This window comes from Rothia sp. HMSC065D02 (assembly GCF_001815285.1).
Taxonomy (GTDB): domain Bacteria; phylum Actinomycetota; class Actinomycetes; order Actinomycetales; family Micrococcaceae; genus Rothia; species Rothia dentocariosa.
Window position 1 is genome coordinate 222,243 of the sequence record NZ_KV820092.1, and the last position, 14,399, is coordinate 236,641.

The 14,399-nt window shown below is 52.6% G+C and carries 11 protein-coding genes, 4 tRNA genes and 1 pseudogene; all 16 read left to right on the top strand.

Features of this window, described 5'->3' with window-relative positions:
* Positions 1-59 precede the first annotated feature (59 nt).
* Positions 60-815 carry a fumarylacetoacetate hydrolase family protein gene (locus HMPREF3016_RS08490; protein WP_070742049.1) on the top strand — a complete coding sequence of 252 codons (756 nt, stop codon included), beginning with the start codon at positions 60-62 and terminating at the stop codon, positions 813-815.
* A gap of 100 nt (positions 816-915) precedes the next feature.
* Positions 916-2,430 carry a glutamate--tRNA ligase gene (gltX, locus tag HMPREF3016_RS08495; protein WP_048753214.1) on the top strand — a complete coding sequence of 505 codons (1,515 nt, stop codon included), beginning with the start codon at positions 916-918 and terminating at the stop codon, positions 2,428-2,430.
* 130 nt (positions 2,431-2,560) lie between these two features.
* Positions 2,561-2,923 carry a hypothetical protein gene (locus HMPREF3016_RS08500; protein ID WP_070741657.1) on the top strand — a complete coding sequence of 121 codons (363 nt, stop codon included), beginning with the start codon at positions 2,561-2,563 and terminating at the stop codon, positions 2,921-2,923.
* Positions 2,920-3,285 (top strand): membrane protein, encoded by a 366-nt coding sequence (locus tag HMPREF3016_RS08505; protein WP_048753216.1) that lies wholly within the window; start codon positions 2,920-2,922, stop codon positions 3,283-3,285. Before HMPREF3016_RS08500 ends, HMPREF3016_RS08505 begins: the two co-directional genes overlap by 4 nt.
* A 253-nt stretch (positions 3,286-3,538) precedes the next feature.
* A tRNA-Gly gene (locus tag HMPREF3016_RS08510) sits at positions 3,539-3,611 on the top strand.
* 282 nt (positions 3,612-3,893) lie between these two features.
* Entirely contained in the window at positions 3,894-5,807 is a 1,914-nt protein-coding gene (locus HMPREF3016_RS08515) for an S-layer homology domain-containing protein (RefSeq protein WP_070741660.1), read from the top strand.
* 273 nt (positions 5,808-6,080) lie between these two features.
* A tRNA-Gln gene (locus HMPREF3016_RS08520) sits at positions 6,081-6,152 on the top strand.
* A gap of 20 nt (positions 6,153-6,172) precedes the next feature.
* A tRNA-Glu gene (locus HMPREF3016_RS08525) sits at positions 6,173-6,245 on the top strand.
* A gap of 148 nt (positions 6,246-6,393) precedes the next feature.
* Positions 6,394-6,465 (top strand) — tRNA-Val (locus tag HMPREF3016_RS08530).
* A gap of 82 nt (positions 6,466-6,547) precedes the next feature.
* Entirely contained in the window at positions 6,548-7,432 is an 885-nt protein-coding gene (locus HMPREF3016_RS08535; RefSeq protein WP_070741662.1) for a cytochrome, read from the top strand.
* Positions 7,433-7,579: 147 nt separating this feature from the next.
* Positions 7,580-8,152 (top strand): peptide deformylase, encoded by a 573-nt coding sequence (def, locus tag HMPREF3016_RS08540; RefSeq protein WP_070741665.1) that lies wholly within the window; start codon positions 7,580-7,582, stop codon positions 8,150-8,152.
* A 35-nt stretch (positions 8,153-8,187) separates the two neighbouring features.
* Positions 8,188-9,129: a methionyl-tRNA formyltransferase gene (gene fmt, locus HMPREF3016_RS08545; RefSeq protein ID WP_070741668.1), complete on the top strand. Its 942-nt coding sequence runs from the start codon at positions 8,188-8,190 to the stop codon at positions 9,127-9,129.
* Positions 9,126-10,868, top strand: a complete 1,743-nt coding sequence (locus HMPREF3016_RS08550) for an RsmB/NOP family class I SAM-dependent RNA methyltransferase (protein WP_070741670.1) — start codon at positions 9,126-9,128, stop codon at positions 10,866-10,868. The genes fmt and HMPREF3016_RS08550 overlap by 4 nt, the downstream gene beginning before the upstream one ends.
* Positions 10,869-10,949: 81 nt before the next feature.
* Complete coding sequence (rpe, locus tag HMPREF3016_RS08555; protein WP_048755236.1) at positions 10,950-11,669, top strand: ribulose-phosphate 3-epimerase; 720 nt, start codon at positions 10,950-10,952, stop codon at positions 11,667-11,669.
* A gap of 240 nt (positions 11,670-11,909) precedes the next feature.
* Positions 11,910-12,983 (top strand): ABC transporter substrate-binding protein, encoded by a 1,074-nt coding sequence (locus HMPREF3016_RS08560; RefSeq protein ID WP_013399279.1) that lies wholly within the window; start codon positions 11,910-11,912, stop codon positions 12,981-12,983.
* A gap of 171 nt (positions 12,984-13,154) precedes the next feature.
* Positions 13,155-14,399: pseudogene (locus tag HMPREF3016_RS08565) on the top strand (hypothetical protein); the annotation flags it as partial.

Sequence of the window (14,399 nt, forward strand, 5' to 3'; positions counted from 1 at the left end):
ATCGGAAAGTCACTTTTTGCGTATCGAGAGGGGTATGAATGACTGGTACTCTAGAAGGTATGCGTATTGCACGATTTACCGTAGATAACGAGCTTCATTATGGTGTGGTTGAAGGAGCGGACGGCAGCGAAGTTTTGCATGTTCTCGCGGGCGATCCGTTTTACTCCGGTGTTGAAACCACCTCGAAGACTTATCAGCTTGAGGACGTTCGCCTGCTTGCCCCCATCATTCCACGCTCCAAAGTGATTGGTGCTCTTGCTAATTGGGCGGGTACCCCGGCTCCTGCTGCCCCACAGTTCTTCATCAAGCCAAATACGACGGTGGTCGGCCCTGGTGATCCAGTGACTCTCCCCGAGTATTCTGAGGCGGTCAGCGTTGAAGGCGAGCTGGCGGTTATTATCGGTCGTATTGCAAAGTCGGTTCCGCTGGAACGTGTGCATGAGGTCGTTTTTGGGTACACCGTAGCCAACGATCTGACGGCACGTGACGTTATGGAGACGGACACGCAGTGGACTCGTGCGAAAAGCTTTGACGGCTCAACCCCACTGGGGCCCTGGATCGAAACGGAGCTTGATACCGACTCGCTGAATATCACGAGCTGGGTTGATGGTGACGTGGTGCAGGAAGGCAATACCTCTGATATGCACTACTCGGTGGCGGAGCTCGTGTCCGCTGCATCTGAGATCTTTACGCTTCTTCCAGGAGATATTATCTTGACCGGAACCCCGGCGGGTACCAGCGTCCTTCGTGATGGTCATGAGGTCGAGGTTGAGGTCGAAGGCATTGGGGCCCTGGTAACCCGCATCCGCAGTTAGAGCCCAGTTTAGGCTGAGAGTGCTAAACATAGATTCCTCAGCGCTATAGAACGCACAGCAGCATGATTTTGAGATACACAAGTTCAGGAGAAAACTTACTATGACCGAATATCCCGGTCCTAATCTGCACGATCCACGCGAAACTCGCGTACGCTTTTGCCCTTCACCGACCGGAACCCCGCACGTGGGCATGGTACGTACAGCCCTGTTTAACTGGGCTTATGCGCGCCATACCGGCGGTAAGCTCATTTTCCGTATTGAGGATACCGATGCGGCACGCGATTCGGAAGAATCGTTCAACCAAGTGCTCGACAGTCTGCACTGGCTGGGCATTAACTGGGACGAAGGCGTGGGCGTAGGTGGCCCCCATGAACCGTATCGTCAGTCTGAACGTAAACGTGAGGACATTTACCAGAAGGTTTTCGAGAAGCTCATTGAGGGCGGGTATGTCTATGAGGATTTCTCGACCCCCGATGAGGTGCGGGAACGCCGTAAAGCAGCGGGGCAGGATCCTCAGCTCGGCTACGATAACTACGATCGTCACCTGAGTGACGAGCAGAAAGAGGCTTTCCGCGCCGAAGGTCGTAAGCCCGTATGGCGTTTGCGTATGCCCGATGAGGATATTACGTTCAACGACCTTGTGCGTGGTGAGATTACCTTCAAAGCCGGGTCTGTCCCGGACTACGTCGTAGTGCGTTCTAGCGGTGACCCCCTGTATACTTTCGTGAACCCTGTGGACGATGCTTTGATGGGCGTAACCCACGTGCTTCGCGGCGAAGATCTATTGTCTTCAACTCCGCGCCAAATTGCACTGTACCGGGCACTGATTGATACGGGCGTTACCACATTTATCCCCGAGTTTGGGCATCTTCCCTATGTGATGGGGCAGGGGAATAAGAAACTGTCGAAGCGCGATCCCGAATCGAATCTCTTCCTGCTGCGCGATGCCGGTTTTATCAAGGAAGGTCTGCTGAACTACCTGTCTCTGCTGGGCTGGTCACTATCCGCAGATCAGGACGTTTTCTCAGTCGATGACCTAGTGGCTCACTTCGACATTCACGATGTGGTAGGCAATCCAGCACGTTTTGACGTCAAGAAGGCAGAAGCTATTAACGGCGATCATATTCGTCGTTTGGAGGCGGACGATTTCCGAAACCGCCTGGTGCCCTATCTGCAGGCCGCTGGTGTTGTTGGTGAGGAACTTTCAGCACGCGAAGAGCAGATTCTGACAGAGGCTGCTCCCTTGGTACAGGAACGTATGCAGCTCTTGGGTGAAGCCCCGAAGCTTCTGGCATTCCTCTTCAAAGCTGATGAAGAGATCACGGTTGCTGATGACGCCCGTAAACAGCTTAAAGAATCTGCCCCTCAGGTTCTTGCTGCCGCTTTAGAGGCACTTGAACCCCTCGAAGTCTGGGATGCGGCAAGTATCGAATCTGCCCTGCGCTCCGCTATCGTGGAGGGGCTTGAGATCAAACCGCGTTTGGCATTCGGGCCGGTGCGTATCGCCGTTTCGGGTGAGCGTATTTCGCCCCCGCTCTTTGAATCCATGGAGATTCTGGGGAAGGAATCTTCTCTCAACCGTGTGCGGGCTTTGGCTGCTGAGCTCGGGGCGTAGCCCGAACGCATAGCTGCATCTTTTCTGAGGGTAACCCGGTGGTTCACGAGTTTGCGCGAGCCACCGGGTTTTTCTGCGCGCAAGAGTCGGATGCAGATATAAGCCTACACATTGTGCGCTAGAGGAATGTATGGCTCTCGGCTTATGCTGGTTATACGGTCGTGCATCGTGGGAGGTGAAGGTGAACCATAATAAATATATTGTGCGTGCTTTGCGCAAAGGAACCGTGATGGCATTTGCGAATGCATCAATTGTATTGCTTATTGCCACTATTGCGGATGCAGTGAGATCTATCTGGACCATTGTGATAATTGTGTTAGCCAGCGCCTTAGCGTATTTCGCGGCGTATCATGAAGCTAAGTTTGATGATGAACAGATTGCACGTGAACGCGAAGTAGGCGGCCACCAGCCGGGAGGCGAAGCCCTGGTGGGGGACAAACCCATAGAAAACGCCCAAGAGCGGCGGGAAATTGGTGAGGAGGATAAAGCATGACTCGACGCGATGTAACATTCGCCGCCATCATGTCTGCCGTAGCATTGGCAGTTTACATAGGCGTAAAGGTTTGGTTGGGCGGTCACTGGGACTGGGTAACCTTCGTCATTTGGGTTCTGGCCGCGCTTCTCTTTGGGTTTGGCATTATTTATGCGAAGTCGTTCTTGATCCGCATGGTAGATGAGATGACTGAGGATGGCGTAACGCCCAGCGAAGGGGAACGCCGCACTGGGATTGGTACGGGATCCGAACGTAATTCGCATGCGGAATCCATCGCGGATGCAGCCGTTGACTCTTCTGCTGAGCACGCGCATCACCTGGGACATCAGCATCATCGTCGGCAGGAATCCTCAAACTCGTGAACATCCTGTAGCGTATTGGCGTGCTCTAAGCTTCTGTAAAGGGCATCATATAGAAAATATACGTGCTTGCTCTCATGCCTATAAGCCCTAGTCAACGTGCTGTAGACATGGGGAAAATAGTGAGCTGGAGAATGTCAAGAAAAGATTTATGCGTGTAAGAGTTGCGGGCCATCAAACGGTACAGTATAGTATTTATCTGTGAGCGCGTCGGAATGAAAGATTCCGACTCGTTATTTTGTGAAAACAGAATATTGCGGTTGTAGCTCAGTTGGTAGAGCACCACCTTGCCAAGGTGGATGTCGCGAGTTCAAGTCTCGTCAACCGCTCTGCGAAAGCCCTGAAGTAATCTTCAGGGCTTTTTGTGTGCATGTCGTAAGGAACCGTAAATGTTGGTTTATCTTCCGTGAAAATTCGGGGATTCTGCCGTGTTCCAAGATTTTGATGACGATAAGTCTCTAAGAAAATAAACGTCATAGATGGTATTTCTATTGCTTTTTGGGAGTAAAGACGTGAATATAGGGGGGTACACCTTCTTAGGTACTCCTACCCTAAGTTTTAACTATAGGGTAACTAATTTTTAGTGTCCGTCATTCTCTTAGGGAGTTTATATGGTTCTTTTGCTCACTAAAGCTCAGCGTAAGCCTTTCAATGCAGCTACCGTTGGGGCACTTTCGATGTCGCTCATGGGGGCACCTTTTGCAGTGCCCGCGTCCTTTGCGGTAGAGTCTCCTGCCCCGCAGCAGATTACTGCTGCTCAGGCTCAACAGGTGCAGGGGATTCCAGGGCAGTATCAGATTCGCCATTCAAAGAACGGCAAAATCTTCATTGCTGGCTCTAACCGCGATATGTCCGTATCGACTATTGCGCGTCTGGATGAGAAGACTCTCCAGATAGAAGCAATAGCCACTTTACCTATCACCCGAGCCGGTACCGGATACAACGCTGGGTATAAGAATTTGGGTGCTTTTGGTATTGATGTTGACGATGAGAATGGCACCATTTGGGTTACGAATACTCGTGATAACGCTGTGTCTGTGTACGATCAGAATAATCTCAATCTCTTGTGGACCAACTACGGAGCTCAAGAGGGAGATGAAAGTTGGATCGAGCATCCGCGCGAGGTAAAGGTGGATGCTGCCTCCGGCAAAGCATTTGTGACGGGTCGTTACTTCGTATCTGCCATTGATCTGAAGACCCATAAGGTTGAGAAGATCAAGGTGGGTGGAGATGAAGAAGGTAAGCGCTATATCAGTATGAATACCACCATTCATGATGGTAAACTCTACGTTCCCGAGCGCACCACCGGCAAAATCTATGTGATTGACACGAGCACTTTTAAGGTTTTGCAGGAAATCCAGACCCACGCCGATGTCGAAGGCGTTGATGTTCTTCCTTCCGATATTGCCATTGATGTTTCTGAACAGGAGATCTACGTTTCCGCGCAGGGAAGTTATGACCGTCAAAGCGGCGAGTCTAAGGGTAATTCCGGGGTAACCGTGTATGACCTCAAGACTGGAGAATATAAGAAGTCTATTCCTTTCGGTAAGCAGGCACTTTCGCTCGTCAACGATGAAGATCGTGACCTCGTATACGTTACGGATTTTGCTACCGGTAAGGTTGGCGTGATTGATGGTCGCGCTGATCGTCTTATTGGAGAAGTGCAGTCAGCATCTAAGGGTGCCAACGATATTACCTTGGGTGCTGATGGTGAGGTCTATATCGCTAATAAGGATGGTTTTGCTCCCGATACGACCATTCCCTTCGGCATGGATTACGCCCAGGGAACGCTAACTTCCAAAGAAGAAACTGCTGATTCTATTACCAAGATGATGGTTACCCCGGAGAATGTAACAGCGGAAAATCCAGGGGTAGAGATTAAGCGGATCACCCCGCAGCAGGAAACTTTCGCGGGCTATCCCTTTCCTCTGACAGGCGGCGACAACAGGGCTCTAACCAACGTGTCGTATAACGATATTGCCGGTAACCTCTTTGAGAACGACATCATCAAGCTCGGGGAGAAGAGCATTACAACCGGTTATCCTGATGGCGGATTCCACCCCTTGGAGAGCATCGAACGTGGAGCAATGGCAGCGTACCTATATCGCCTGGCGGGTTCTCCCGAATTTGAGGCACCCGCGGAATCTCCTTTCAGTGATGTTCCTACAACCTACCCCTTCTATAAGGAAATTGCGTGGCTGAAGGCAACCGGTATTACGACAGGTTGGGAAGACGGTACCTTCCGTCCTGAAGACTCAATAAACCGCGAGGCTATGGCGGCCTTCTTCTATCGTGCCGCAGGATCCCCGGAAGTTCAGCAGAAAGCAACCTTTACGGATGTTTCGGGAAACCCCTTTGCCAAGGAAATTTCGTGGTTCCAGTTCTCGAAGCTCTCCACCGGTTGGCCTGATAGTACGTTCCGTCCGCATGACTCGGTCAAGCGCGATGCTATGGCAGCCTATATGATGCGTTACATGGGTAATTTTGATTCCGTGAAGGTTTCAGCGCCCGAACCCGCAAAATAGCGCATAGCAGGTGAGATGACTATCGTTGCTTAGCCGGTAAGTTTATATTGCTGCTTGAATAACATGTATGAGTCGGGTGAAGGCATCTCTTGGATGCCTTCACCCGACTGGCGTGCATTCGGAGGTTCTAGAGGCTGGGTATAAATTTTGGGCAGACTTTTGTGACGACCATCTCAAGGTACGAAGTTGCATGATGCAACAAAGCACCGGTATAGTTATTACTCGTTGCGGCGAAAATCGTTGAGGTTTTACCGGAACAACATAATGAAATAGTGGGGTATGGTGTAATTGGCAACACAACGGTTTCTGGTACCGTCATTCTAGGTTCGAGTCCTGGTACCCCAGCGAGCATCACTTGATGCTATGGCCCCATCGTATAGCGGCCTAGTACTCCGCCCTCTCACGGCGGCAACACCGGTTCAAATCCGGTTGGGGTCACACTAGGAATAATCCTCAGATCACGGAGATCTGGGGATTTTTTGTTGCTTTTATATAGGACGCCAAATGCCCTTCTGACGCCTCAAATAAGGGCAACAACCCATATTTGACGCGCTATCTCCCCACTCGGTATAGTGTTTACCTGTAGGCGTGATTGGCGCAGTGGTAGCGCGCTTCGTTCACACCGAAGAGGTCACTGGTTCGAACCCAGTATCACGCACGCGCCACCCCCGTTTGTACATCCACAACGGGGGTTTTTGTATACAGCCCCAATCGCTATCCGCAGATCAAGAAGGTACTCGGTGACAGCACCAGAACTAGCAAATCCAACCGATTACGGCCGCATGTACTCCCGTAAACGCGGCGGAGAGCTGCTAGTTCCTTCCATCACGACCGTTATCGGTCAGCACGCTACCGATATGAGCGGATGGCACGGTTATATGGCTGCAAAAGCTGCTCTCGAAGACCAGAGAGCTTATCGTGCTGCCGGATCCTCGGGGCTCAAGTACGCTATTATTCGTGACGCGGCGGCCGCATCCGAACGGTACCGAGATGCTGCAGCCGAGCGTGGTGACAGGGTACATAATTACGCCGAGAATATTGCGTTACGTGCCATGGGAGCGGAACACAACGTCGAAGAACGTCGGGAACAGCTTATCCTCAACGGGGAACAAGCCTATGCGGATAGGTTTGATGAATGGTGGGACGCTTTTCGCCCTCAACCACTCGCCGCAGAAATTACTATCTGGAATAATTCCGTAGGTTACGCCGGAACGCTGGATCTTGTCGCCCAGATTGCCGGACGAACCTGCATTATTGACTATAAAACTAAAGGCACCGACCGGCGAGGGCGTGTTAAACCCCTTGACGACAAGGTGGTTATGCAGCTGGTTGCTGGGCTCAAAGCCGAAGAATCGCTGGTAGACCCTGTCGCGGGGACCTGGGAACCCTGGAAATACGGTGATGCCCCCATCCTGATGGGCGTGGCACTGGGCGAAACGCAGGTAGTGCCCCATCAGGCAAATCCAAAGATTCTTGAACAGAACTGGTATAAATTCTGTGCACTGCGGAGGGTCTGGGAATATAACCGTACAGTTCACGAATTCCCGGACGACGCGCTCATGCCGGTAGTTCCGCCTCCCGTGGCAGGTCAACCATCTTCGGGAGATCACACACAGGTAGCCTAGTAAACCCGGTAGAAGAAAAACAAAATAATCACGAGTGTTCTATTTGGACGAATACCTCAGCGGGTACAATAGAATGCTGGTATTTGACAGCCCTTCACCCTAATCGGAGCATATCTGCGTACCATAACAAGCGCGTCAGGGAGACATATGACAATTCTGAGTATCCGCACCGTAGGCGACCCCGTTCTTCGCAGCGAATGTGAACCTATCACCGTTTTTGATCGGGAGCTTGCCAAACTGATCGACGATATGCTTGACACCATGTATGACGTTGAAGGAGTCGGGCTGGCTGGGCCTCAGATTGGTATCTCCAAACAAATTTTTACCTTTGGTGGTATTGACGACCGCGAAGGATATATTATCAACCCCGTACTTGAGACCGGAACGGAGCCTCAAGAAGGAGGGGAAGGATGCCTGTCGGTACCCGGCATGAAATCGGATACTCCGCGCATGAGCTGGGCACGAGTGAGAGGCGTAGACAAGACGGGAAAGCCCCTAGTGCTTGAAGGGGAAGGTCTATTCGCGCGTATGCTCCAACACGAAACCGACCATCTTCACGGCAAACTCTTTATCGATCGCCTTGTCGGCGAAGATCGTAAACGGGTTATGCGCGCCCTCCGAGCCGCAGACTACAACAAGGTGACAGCACAGACCTCTGCCGAACGAGCAATGCGGGTTGGCGGCAGCTTCGGCGCCTCCCTAGGCAGCTTCAGCGCATAGATATACCGTACTCCACCAGGTTTAAGGACTCGCCCATGACCCTCAAAATTCTTTACGCGGGAACCCCCGAGATCGCTGTGCACCCTCTCGATACGCTTGTCCAGTCCCCGCGGGTTCAGGTGGTTGGAGTGCTCACGCGTGAGGACGCGCCGGTAGGTCGAAAGCGCATCCTGACCCCCTCGCCCGTAGCACAACGCGCTGAAGAGCTCGGGCTGCCTATTGTTAAAGCGAACCGGTGGTCGCCAGAAACTCAACAGCAGATAGCCCCGCTGGGAGCCGAAGCTGCTGCTGTGGTCGCATATGGCGCAATTCTGCCCCAGCAAGCACTAGATATGCTTCCCTACGGCTGGGTTAATCTGCACTTTTCGAAGCTGCCTGCGTGGCGAGGTGCCGCACCTGTACAGCGTGCCCTCATGGCGGGAGAAAGCGAGATTTTCTCGAACACCTTCCTTCTAGAAGCCGGGTTGGATACTGGCGCGGTTTTCGAAGAAGAATCCACGCTGGTGACGGAAGATGATACTGCTGGGAGCATTCTTACACGTCTAGCGCAAAGCGGGGGAGAACTGTTGGCGAATACCTTTGTACGGCTTGAGGCAGGCGAGCACGGAACCGCGCAGCGCGAGGACGATTCCGTCAGTTACGCGGCAAAGGTGACCAACGCCGATGCGCGCATAGATTTCACCCAAAGCGCCCACAAAATTCTTGCTCAAGTTCGCGCAGTAACCCCGGAACCCGGCGCCTGGTGTGAATTTTCGGGGAACCGACTCAAGATCGGCGGTGTGCGTCTGAGCGATCAGGCCGGTACTCTGGCTCCTGGACAGCTTGAACTTCGTGGTAAAAAACTCTATGTGGGTACGGCGGATAGCGCTTTAGAACTGGTACGTGTACAACCTGCCGGTAAAAAAATGATGGACGCGCTCGCCTGGGCACGCGGTCTCGGTAGCGGCCTCGCCGAAGGAAAGGTAGTGCTCTCATGACGGAGCGACGTTATAACGACAAAAATGGCTCACGGAATCCGCGAAATCGCGGGGCATCATCGAAACGATTTGATGGTAAGACCAGCGAACAACGCCGAAACGAACGCGCCCAGCGTTCCTACGATGGCATGAAACGTGGCGGAGGCGGTGCTTCCAAACGTAATAAGAGCGGACATGAGCGCAACCGTAAGCAGCTCTCATCCCGTGAGTTCTCTGCAACCGCACCCTCGCAGCGTTCCCGCTCGGCGGATCCCGCGCGCCTCGTCGCATTTGAGGTTCTCAGCGCGGTAGCGCAAAACGACTCTTACGCAAATCTCGTGTTGCCCAGCACGATTCGTGCCCACCATCTTGACCATCGGGACGCGGCTTTTGCCACCGAACTCACCTACGGAACCCTGCGCAGCCAGGGTACCTACGACGCCATTTTGGCGCATTGTGCGGATCGTCCGTTAGAGAAAATCGGTACAACCACGTTGATTGTACTGCGTATGGGCGTTCACCAGCTCTTGAGTATGCGCGTGCCCGCCCATGCAGCTCTTAACCAAAGCGTCGCATTAGCCCGTGCTCAGATCGGCGGTGGTCCCGCTAACTTTGTGAATGCGGTGCTGCGTCGCGTCAGCGAGCGTAGCCGTGATGACTGGTACGCCCGTCTGGAGACTGATGCCAAGGACGACACCGAAAAACTTGCGCTCGCAAAATCGCATCCAACCTGGATTGTGCGTTCCATGCGCCAAGCGCTTGCAGCTCATGGCAGGTCTCCGGCCGAAATCCAGGATCTTCTTGAGGCCGATAACCAGGCACCTGTGGTAAACCTTATAGCACTTCCCGGAATAGGCGACCTGCAGGAAGCCTTCGAGAAAGGCGCGGTAGAGGGCGAACTGGTGGAGGACTCCGCTTTATATTCTGCTGGCGATTTAGGCAGGTTGAAAAGTGTTCGTGAGGGTACTGTGCGCGCACAGGATGTAGGTTCGCAGCTGGTTACTCGCGCGCTTGCTGCAGCTCCTCTTGAAGGGCAAGACTCTGCGTGGCTTGATTTGTGTGCCGGTCCGGGCGGTAAGGCTGCACTGTTGGCGGCTTTGGGCGCGCAGCGTGGTGCTCGGGTGGTGGCGAATGAGTCGGCAGCGCATCGTGCAAAACTGGTTTCACAATCTTTACGTCCGCTTTCTCCCGACGAGTACGTTGTTCTTACCGGGGACGGGCGTGAGATATCCCAAACGCTTGCACAAAATGCTGAGCGGTTACCCGCGGGCATCGAGCCGGAACAGAAATTTGACCGTGTGTTGGTTGATGTTCCCTGCTCGGGGCTAGGCGCCCTTCGCAGGCGTCCGGAGGCACGCTGGCGTAAATCCCCGCGTGATATTGCCGATTTGCTGCCTCTGCAGCGTCAGCTTCTGGAAGCTGCGTGTGAAGTTACGCGACCTGGCGGTGTGATCGCTTATGTAACCTGCTCACCGCATGCTGCTGAGACTCAAAATATTGTTGCGGAGATACTGGAGACTGGAAAAGTGCGTCTGCTGGATACACAGTCGATACTTCAAAGCGTTGCCCTGCCGAGCGCTGAAGGACAAAGTACTCTTGCGGGCGATAAGGCTCCCGGCTATCGTCCACAGGTACGCCTTAAAAAATCCTCCTCGGTTCGTCAGGAAGATATTCTTGATGAAGCATCAACGACTGCACAGCTGTGGCCGCATATTCATGGTACTGATGCTATGTTCCTCGCACTTTTCCGTAAGAATTAGAATCGCGCAATGCAACCGTATTTTTAGTGCGGCGATTATTGTTATCCGAATATCCGTATGTCATGTTGAGGAGGTTTTCTCATGTCTGTTGCTATTAATCCGTCTATACTCTCTGCCGACTTTGCAAATTTACAGCACGAGTTAGAACGCATTTCGACTGCGGATGCGGCACATATTGACGTGATGGATAACCACTTTGTACCAAATCTGACGTGGGGGCCTCCGGTTGTTAAGCGTCTGCGCGAAGTTTCGCCTGTCCCTTTTGACGTGCACTTGATGATTGATGATCCTGATCGTTGGGCTCCCCAGTATGCCGACGTGGGCAGCGAATCGGTAACCTTCCACGCGGAGGCGGCTACCGCACCTATTAAGCTGGCGCGTACTCTGCGAGAATCCGGGGCAAAAGCTGGGTTGGCGTTACGCCCGGCAACTGCCGTAGAACCATACCTCGATCTGCTCACAGAAATAGATATGCTTCTGATTATGACAGTGGAACCAGGCTTCGGCGGGCAGAAATTCCTTGATGTCACTTTGCCTAAAATCCGTCGTGCCGCATCAGCGCTTGAAGGGTCCGATATCCCGGTGCGGCTTCAGGTTGATGGCGGGATAACGGAGGAAACGATTGTGCGAGCTGCGGAAGCCGGAGCGGACTGTTTCGTTGCAGGCAGCTCGGTGTATGGGGCAGAAGATCCGCAGACCGCGATTGCTGCTTTGCGTTCTCTAGGGGAGAGGGCGCGAAAGAAGCGGAGGTCACATCCTCACACCGGGATAAATCTCTCTGATGAATGCAGTTGTTCTTAAAAATTTGAGTGCATTGTGCGCGTATTGTGACGCTGTAAACGGTTAAAGCGTGAAATATTTTTGATGACATAACGTCTTTATAGCTTTATGTAATGACTATAAAAACCTGTATTTCCAATGAAAAAACCACATATCGGTAAAAAGATTGACGATTCTTAACGTTAACCATGAGAGTTTTTCCTTGAAGTAGGGCATATATGACGGTAAGGTTAGGTAGAGTTTATTTGTCTTAGGAGAAATATGTCTTTTGAACACCCAGCGTCACTAGCTCAATTCATGGTAAATCGCCGTAACTTTCTAGGTATGGCGCTTGCCTCGGGCACTGCATTTACACTTGCAGCATGCAGCCAGGAATCTACGACTTCTGACTCTTCGGAATCTCCCGAAAGTGAGACTCGCGTCGTTAAGAATGTAGATGAGGAAGAAATTACGGTACCTACTAAACCGCAGCGCGTTGTAGTTCTCTCAGAACCTACTTTGGATGCGGTACTCGCACTTGGCGTTAAGCCTGTAGGCGCTATTTCTGGCCGCGGTCAGCAGACGGTGCCTAACTACCTCAAAGATAAGGTAGGAGACGACGTTACACTTGTCGGTTCTGTGTCTGAGGTTAACTACGATAAGGTTGCCTCCCTCACGCCCGACCTTATTCTGGCTGATTCTACAGGCGTGGATAAACGTTCAGAGGCATACAAGACTCTGCAGGATATCGCTCCCGTGGTGTACACCGGATATGCCGGCGGCGACTGGACCATCAACTTTGAGCGGGTAGCGGATGCTCTTAACCTGGTAGACCAGGGTAAGAAGGTTGAGGAAGACTACGAAAAACTTACTGAGCAGCTCAAGAAGGAGCTAGAACCTCTGTACGGTGATAAGACCTTCTCGATCGTGCGTTGGGCGGGTAACGGTCCTGCACTGATCTTGAAGGAACTCCCAGCCGGTCAGGTGCTTTCAGATTTGGGGCTGCAGCGTCCCCCGGCACAGGATCGTGAAGGGCAGGGTCACTCAGAGCCGGTCTCTTTGGAGAACCTCTCGGATATTGACGCCGACTACATGTTTATTGGTACTTTGGGCGGCGCAAGCCAGAAGAACCCGAATGTTCAAGGTGATGCTAGCGCCAATGGTGCATCAGAAGTTTTGAAGAAGGCAGAGGCCACATCTGGCTTCACGAATTTGAAAGCCTACCAGAACGAACATATTATTACGGTTGAGGGTTCTAAATGGACCTCAACCGGTGGTCCCCTGTTGATGAACGGTATTGTTGCGGATGTTCGCAGCAAACTACTCGAAAATCAAAACAATAATCAGGGACAGTAGGATTAGATTTTAGACGCGGCACCTCGCTTGAGGAGGTGCCGCATCTAGACTCTTGAATACTCAACGACGAATACGCTGAAGATACACAAAATGCTTTTGAAAGACAGCAACATGCCCCTGGGGCTGTCTTGAAAGAGTTTGAAAACCTTATACACGAAACGGAACATAACGATGACACAGCACGCACATCATGCCGCCCGCTACAGTGCCGTGGTAGCGCTTGCGGGTGCTTTGCTTGCACCCGGCGTAACAACCCCCGCAACCGCTCTTGAAGATCCGGGCCAAACTCCGGATGCTACCCCCGCCCAGGCCGGTAATAATGTGCAGGCACAGGATCCTGCTGTGAAGGTTCCGGGTGAAGGCAACGAGAGAATGCCTCAAGGTAAGGTAGAACAACCCGCCGCGAAAGCAAACGATACTGCTACCGTTGCAGGCTCTACGGTTATTAAGAACGGTCAGGGCCTTGAGATTAGTGGCTCGGGGGGGGGTGCCAACGCCGTTATTGCTGTGAAATATGATGGCGGTAATGTTAAACCCACAAAACCGGTGACGCACGATGGTAAGGATCTGTCGGCACGCGGTGTTGTAGCGGTTATTAAGGCAGACGAGAACGGTAACTTCAACACAACCATCCCGTTCCCCACCGAAGCTAACTGGACCATCGGTTCACAGCACGAGATTAACTTCCTGAGCGGAAGTCTGCAGGATGGCGATCAAAAGCACTCAGCAACTCACACGGTAACTGTGGGTGAAGGAGCTCCGGCAGCCGAAACCCCGAAAGCGGAAGAGACTCCAAAGGAGGAGACTCCTGAGCAGCCTCAGGTGAAAGAAACCCCCAAGAACGAGGCACCTGCAGAAGCTCCAAAGGCTGAAGAAACGCCTGCACAGCAGTCTCAGACTGATGAGGCAGCTAAGAATGAGACTCCTGCTGATACTCCGAAGGCAGAAGAGACCCCTAAAGCTGAGGAAACTCCGGTACAGCCCAAGGCTGATAATGCTGCTAAGAACGAAGCAGAGAAGCAGCCTAAAGCAGAAGAGAAACCAGATCCTCAAGCGGCAAAAAATGATCCTGCCGCTTTTGAGAACTCGCAGACCGTTGAGTCCGACGGCGTTACCGTGACCGGTGTGAAATACGCGAAAAATGGTCAGGAAATTGAGGTTAGCGGTACCGGCTGGAAGAATGCCGACGGTACCGGTTCTGTGATCGCCGTGAAGTACGACGGCGGTGAAGTCAAGTCTACGAATCCCGTAACGTATGACGGTAAGGATTTAGCTGGACGCGGTGTTGTAGCGGTCGTTACGGCTAATCCTGATGGTACGTTCACCGCAAAGCTGCCGTTCCCGAACGCTGAGAATTCAACCGGATTTGAGAAGTGGACGGACGGTTCACAGCACGAGATTAACTTCCTGAGCGGA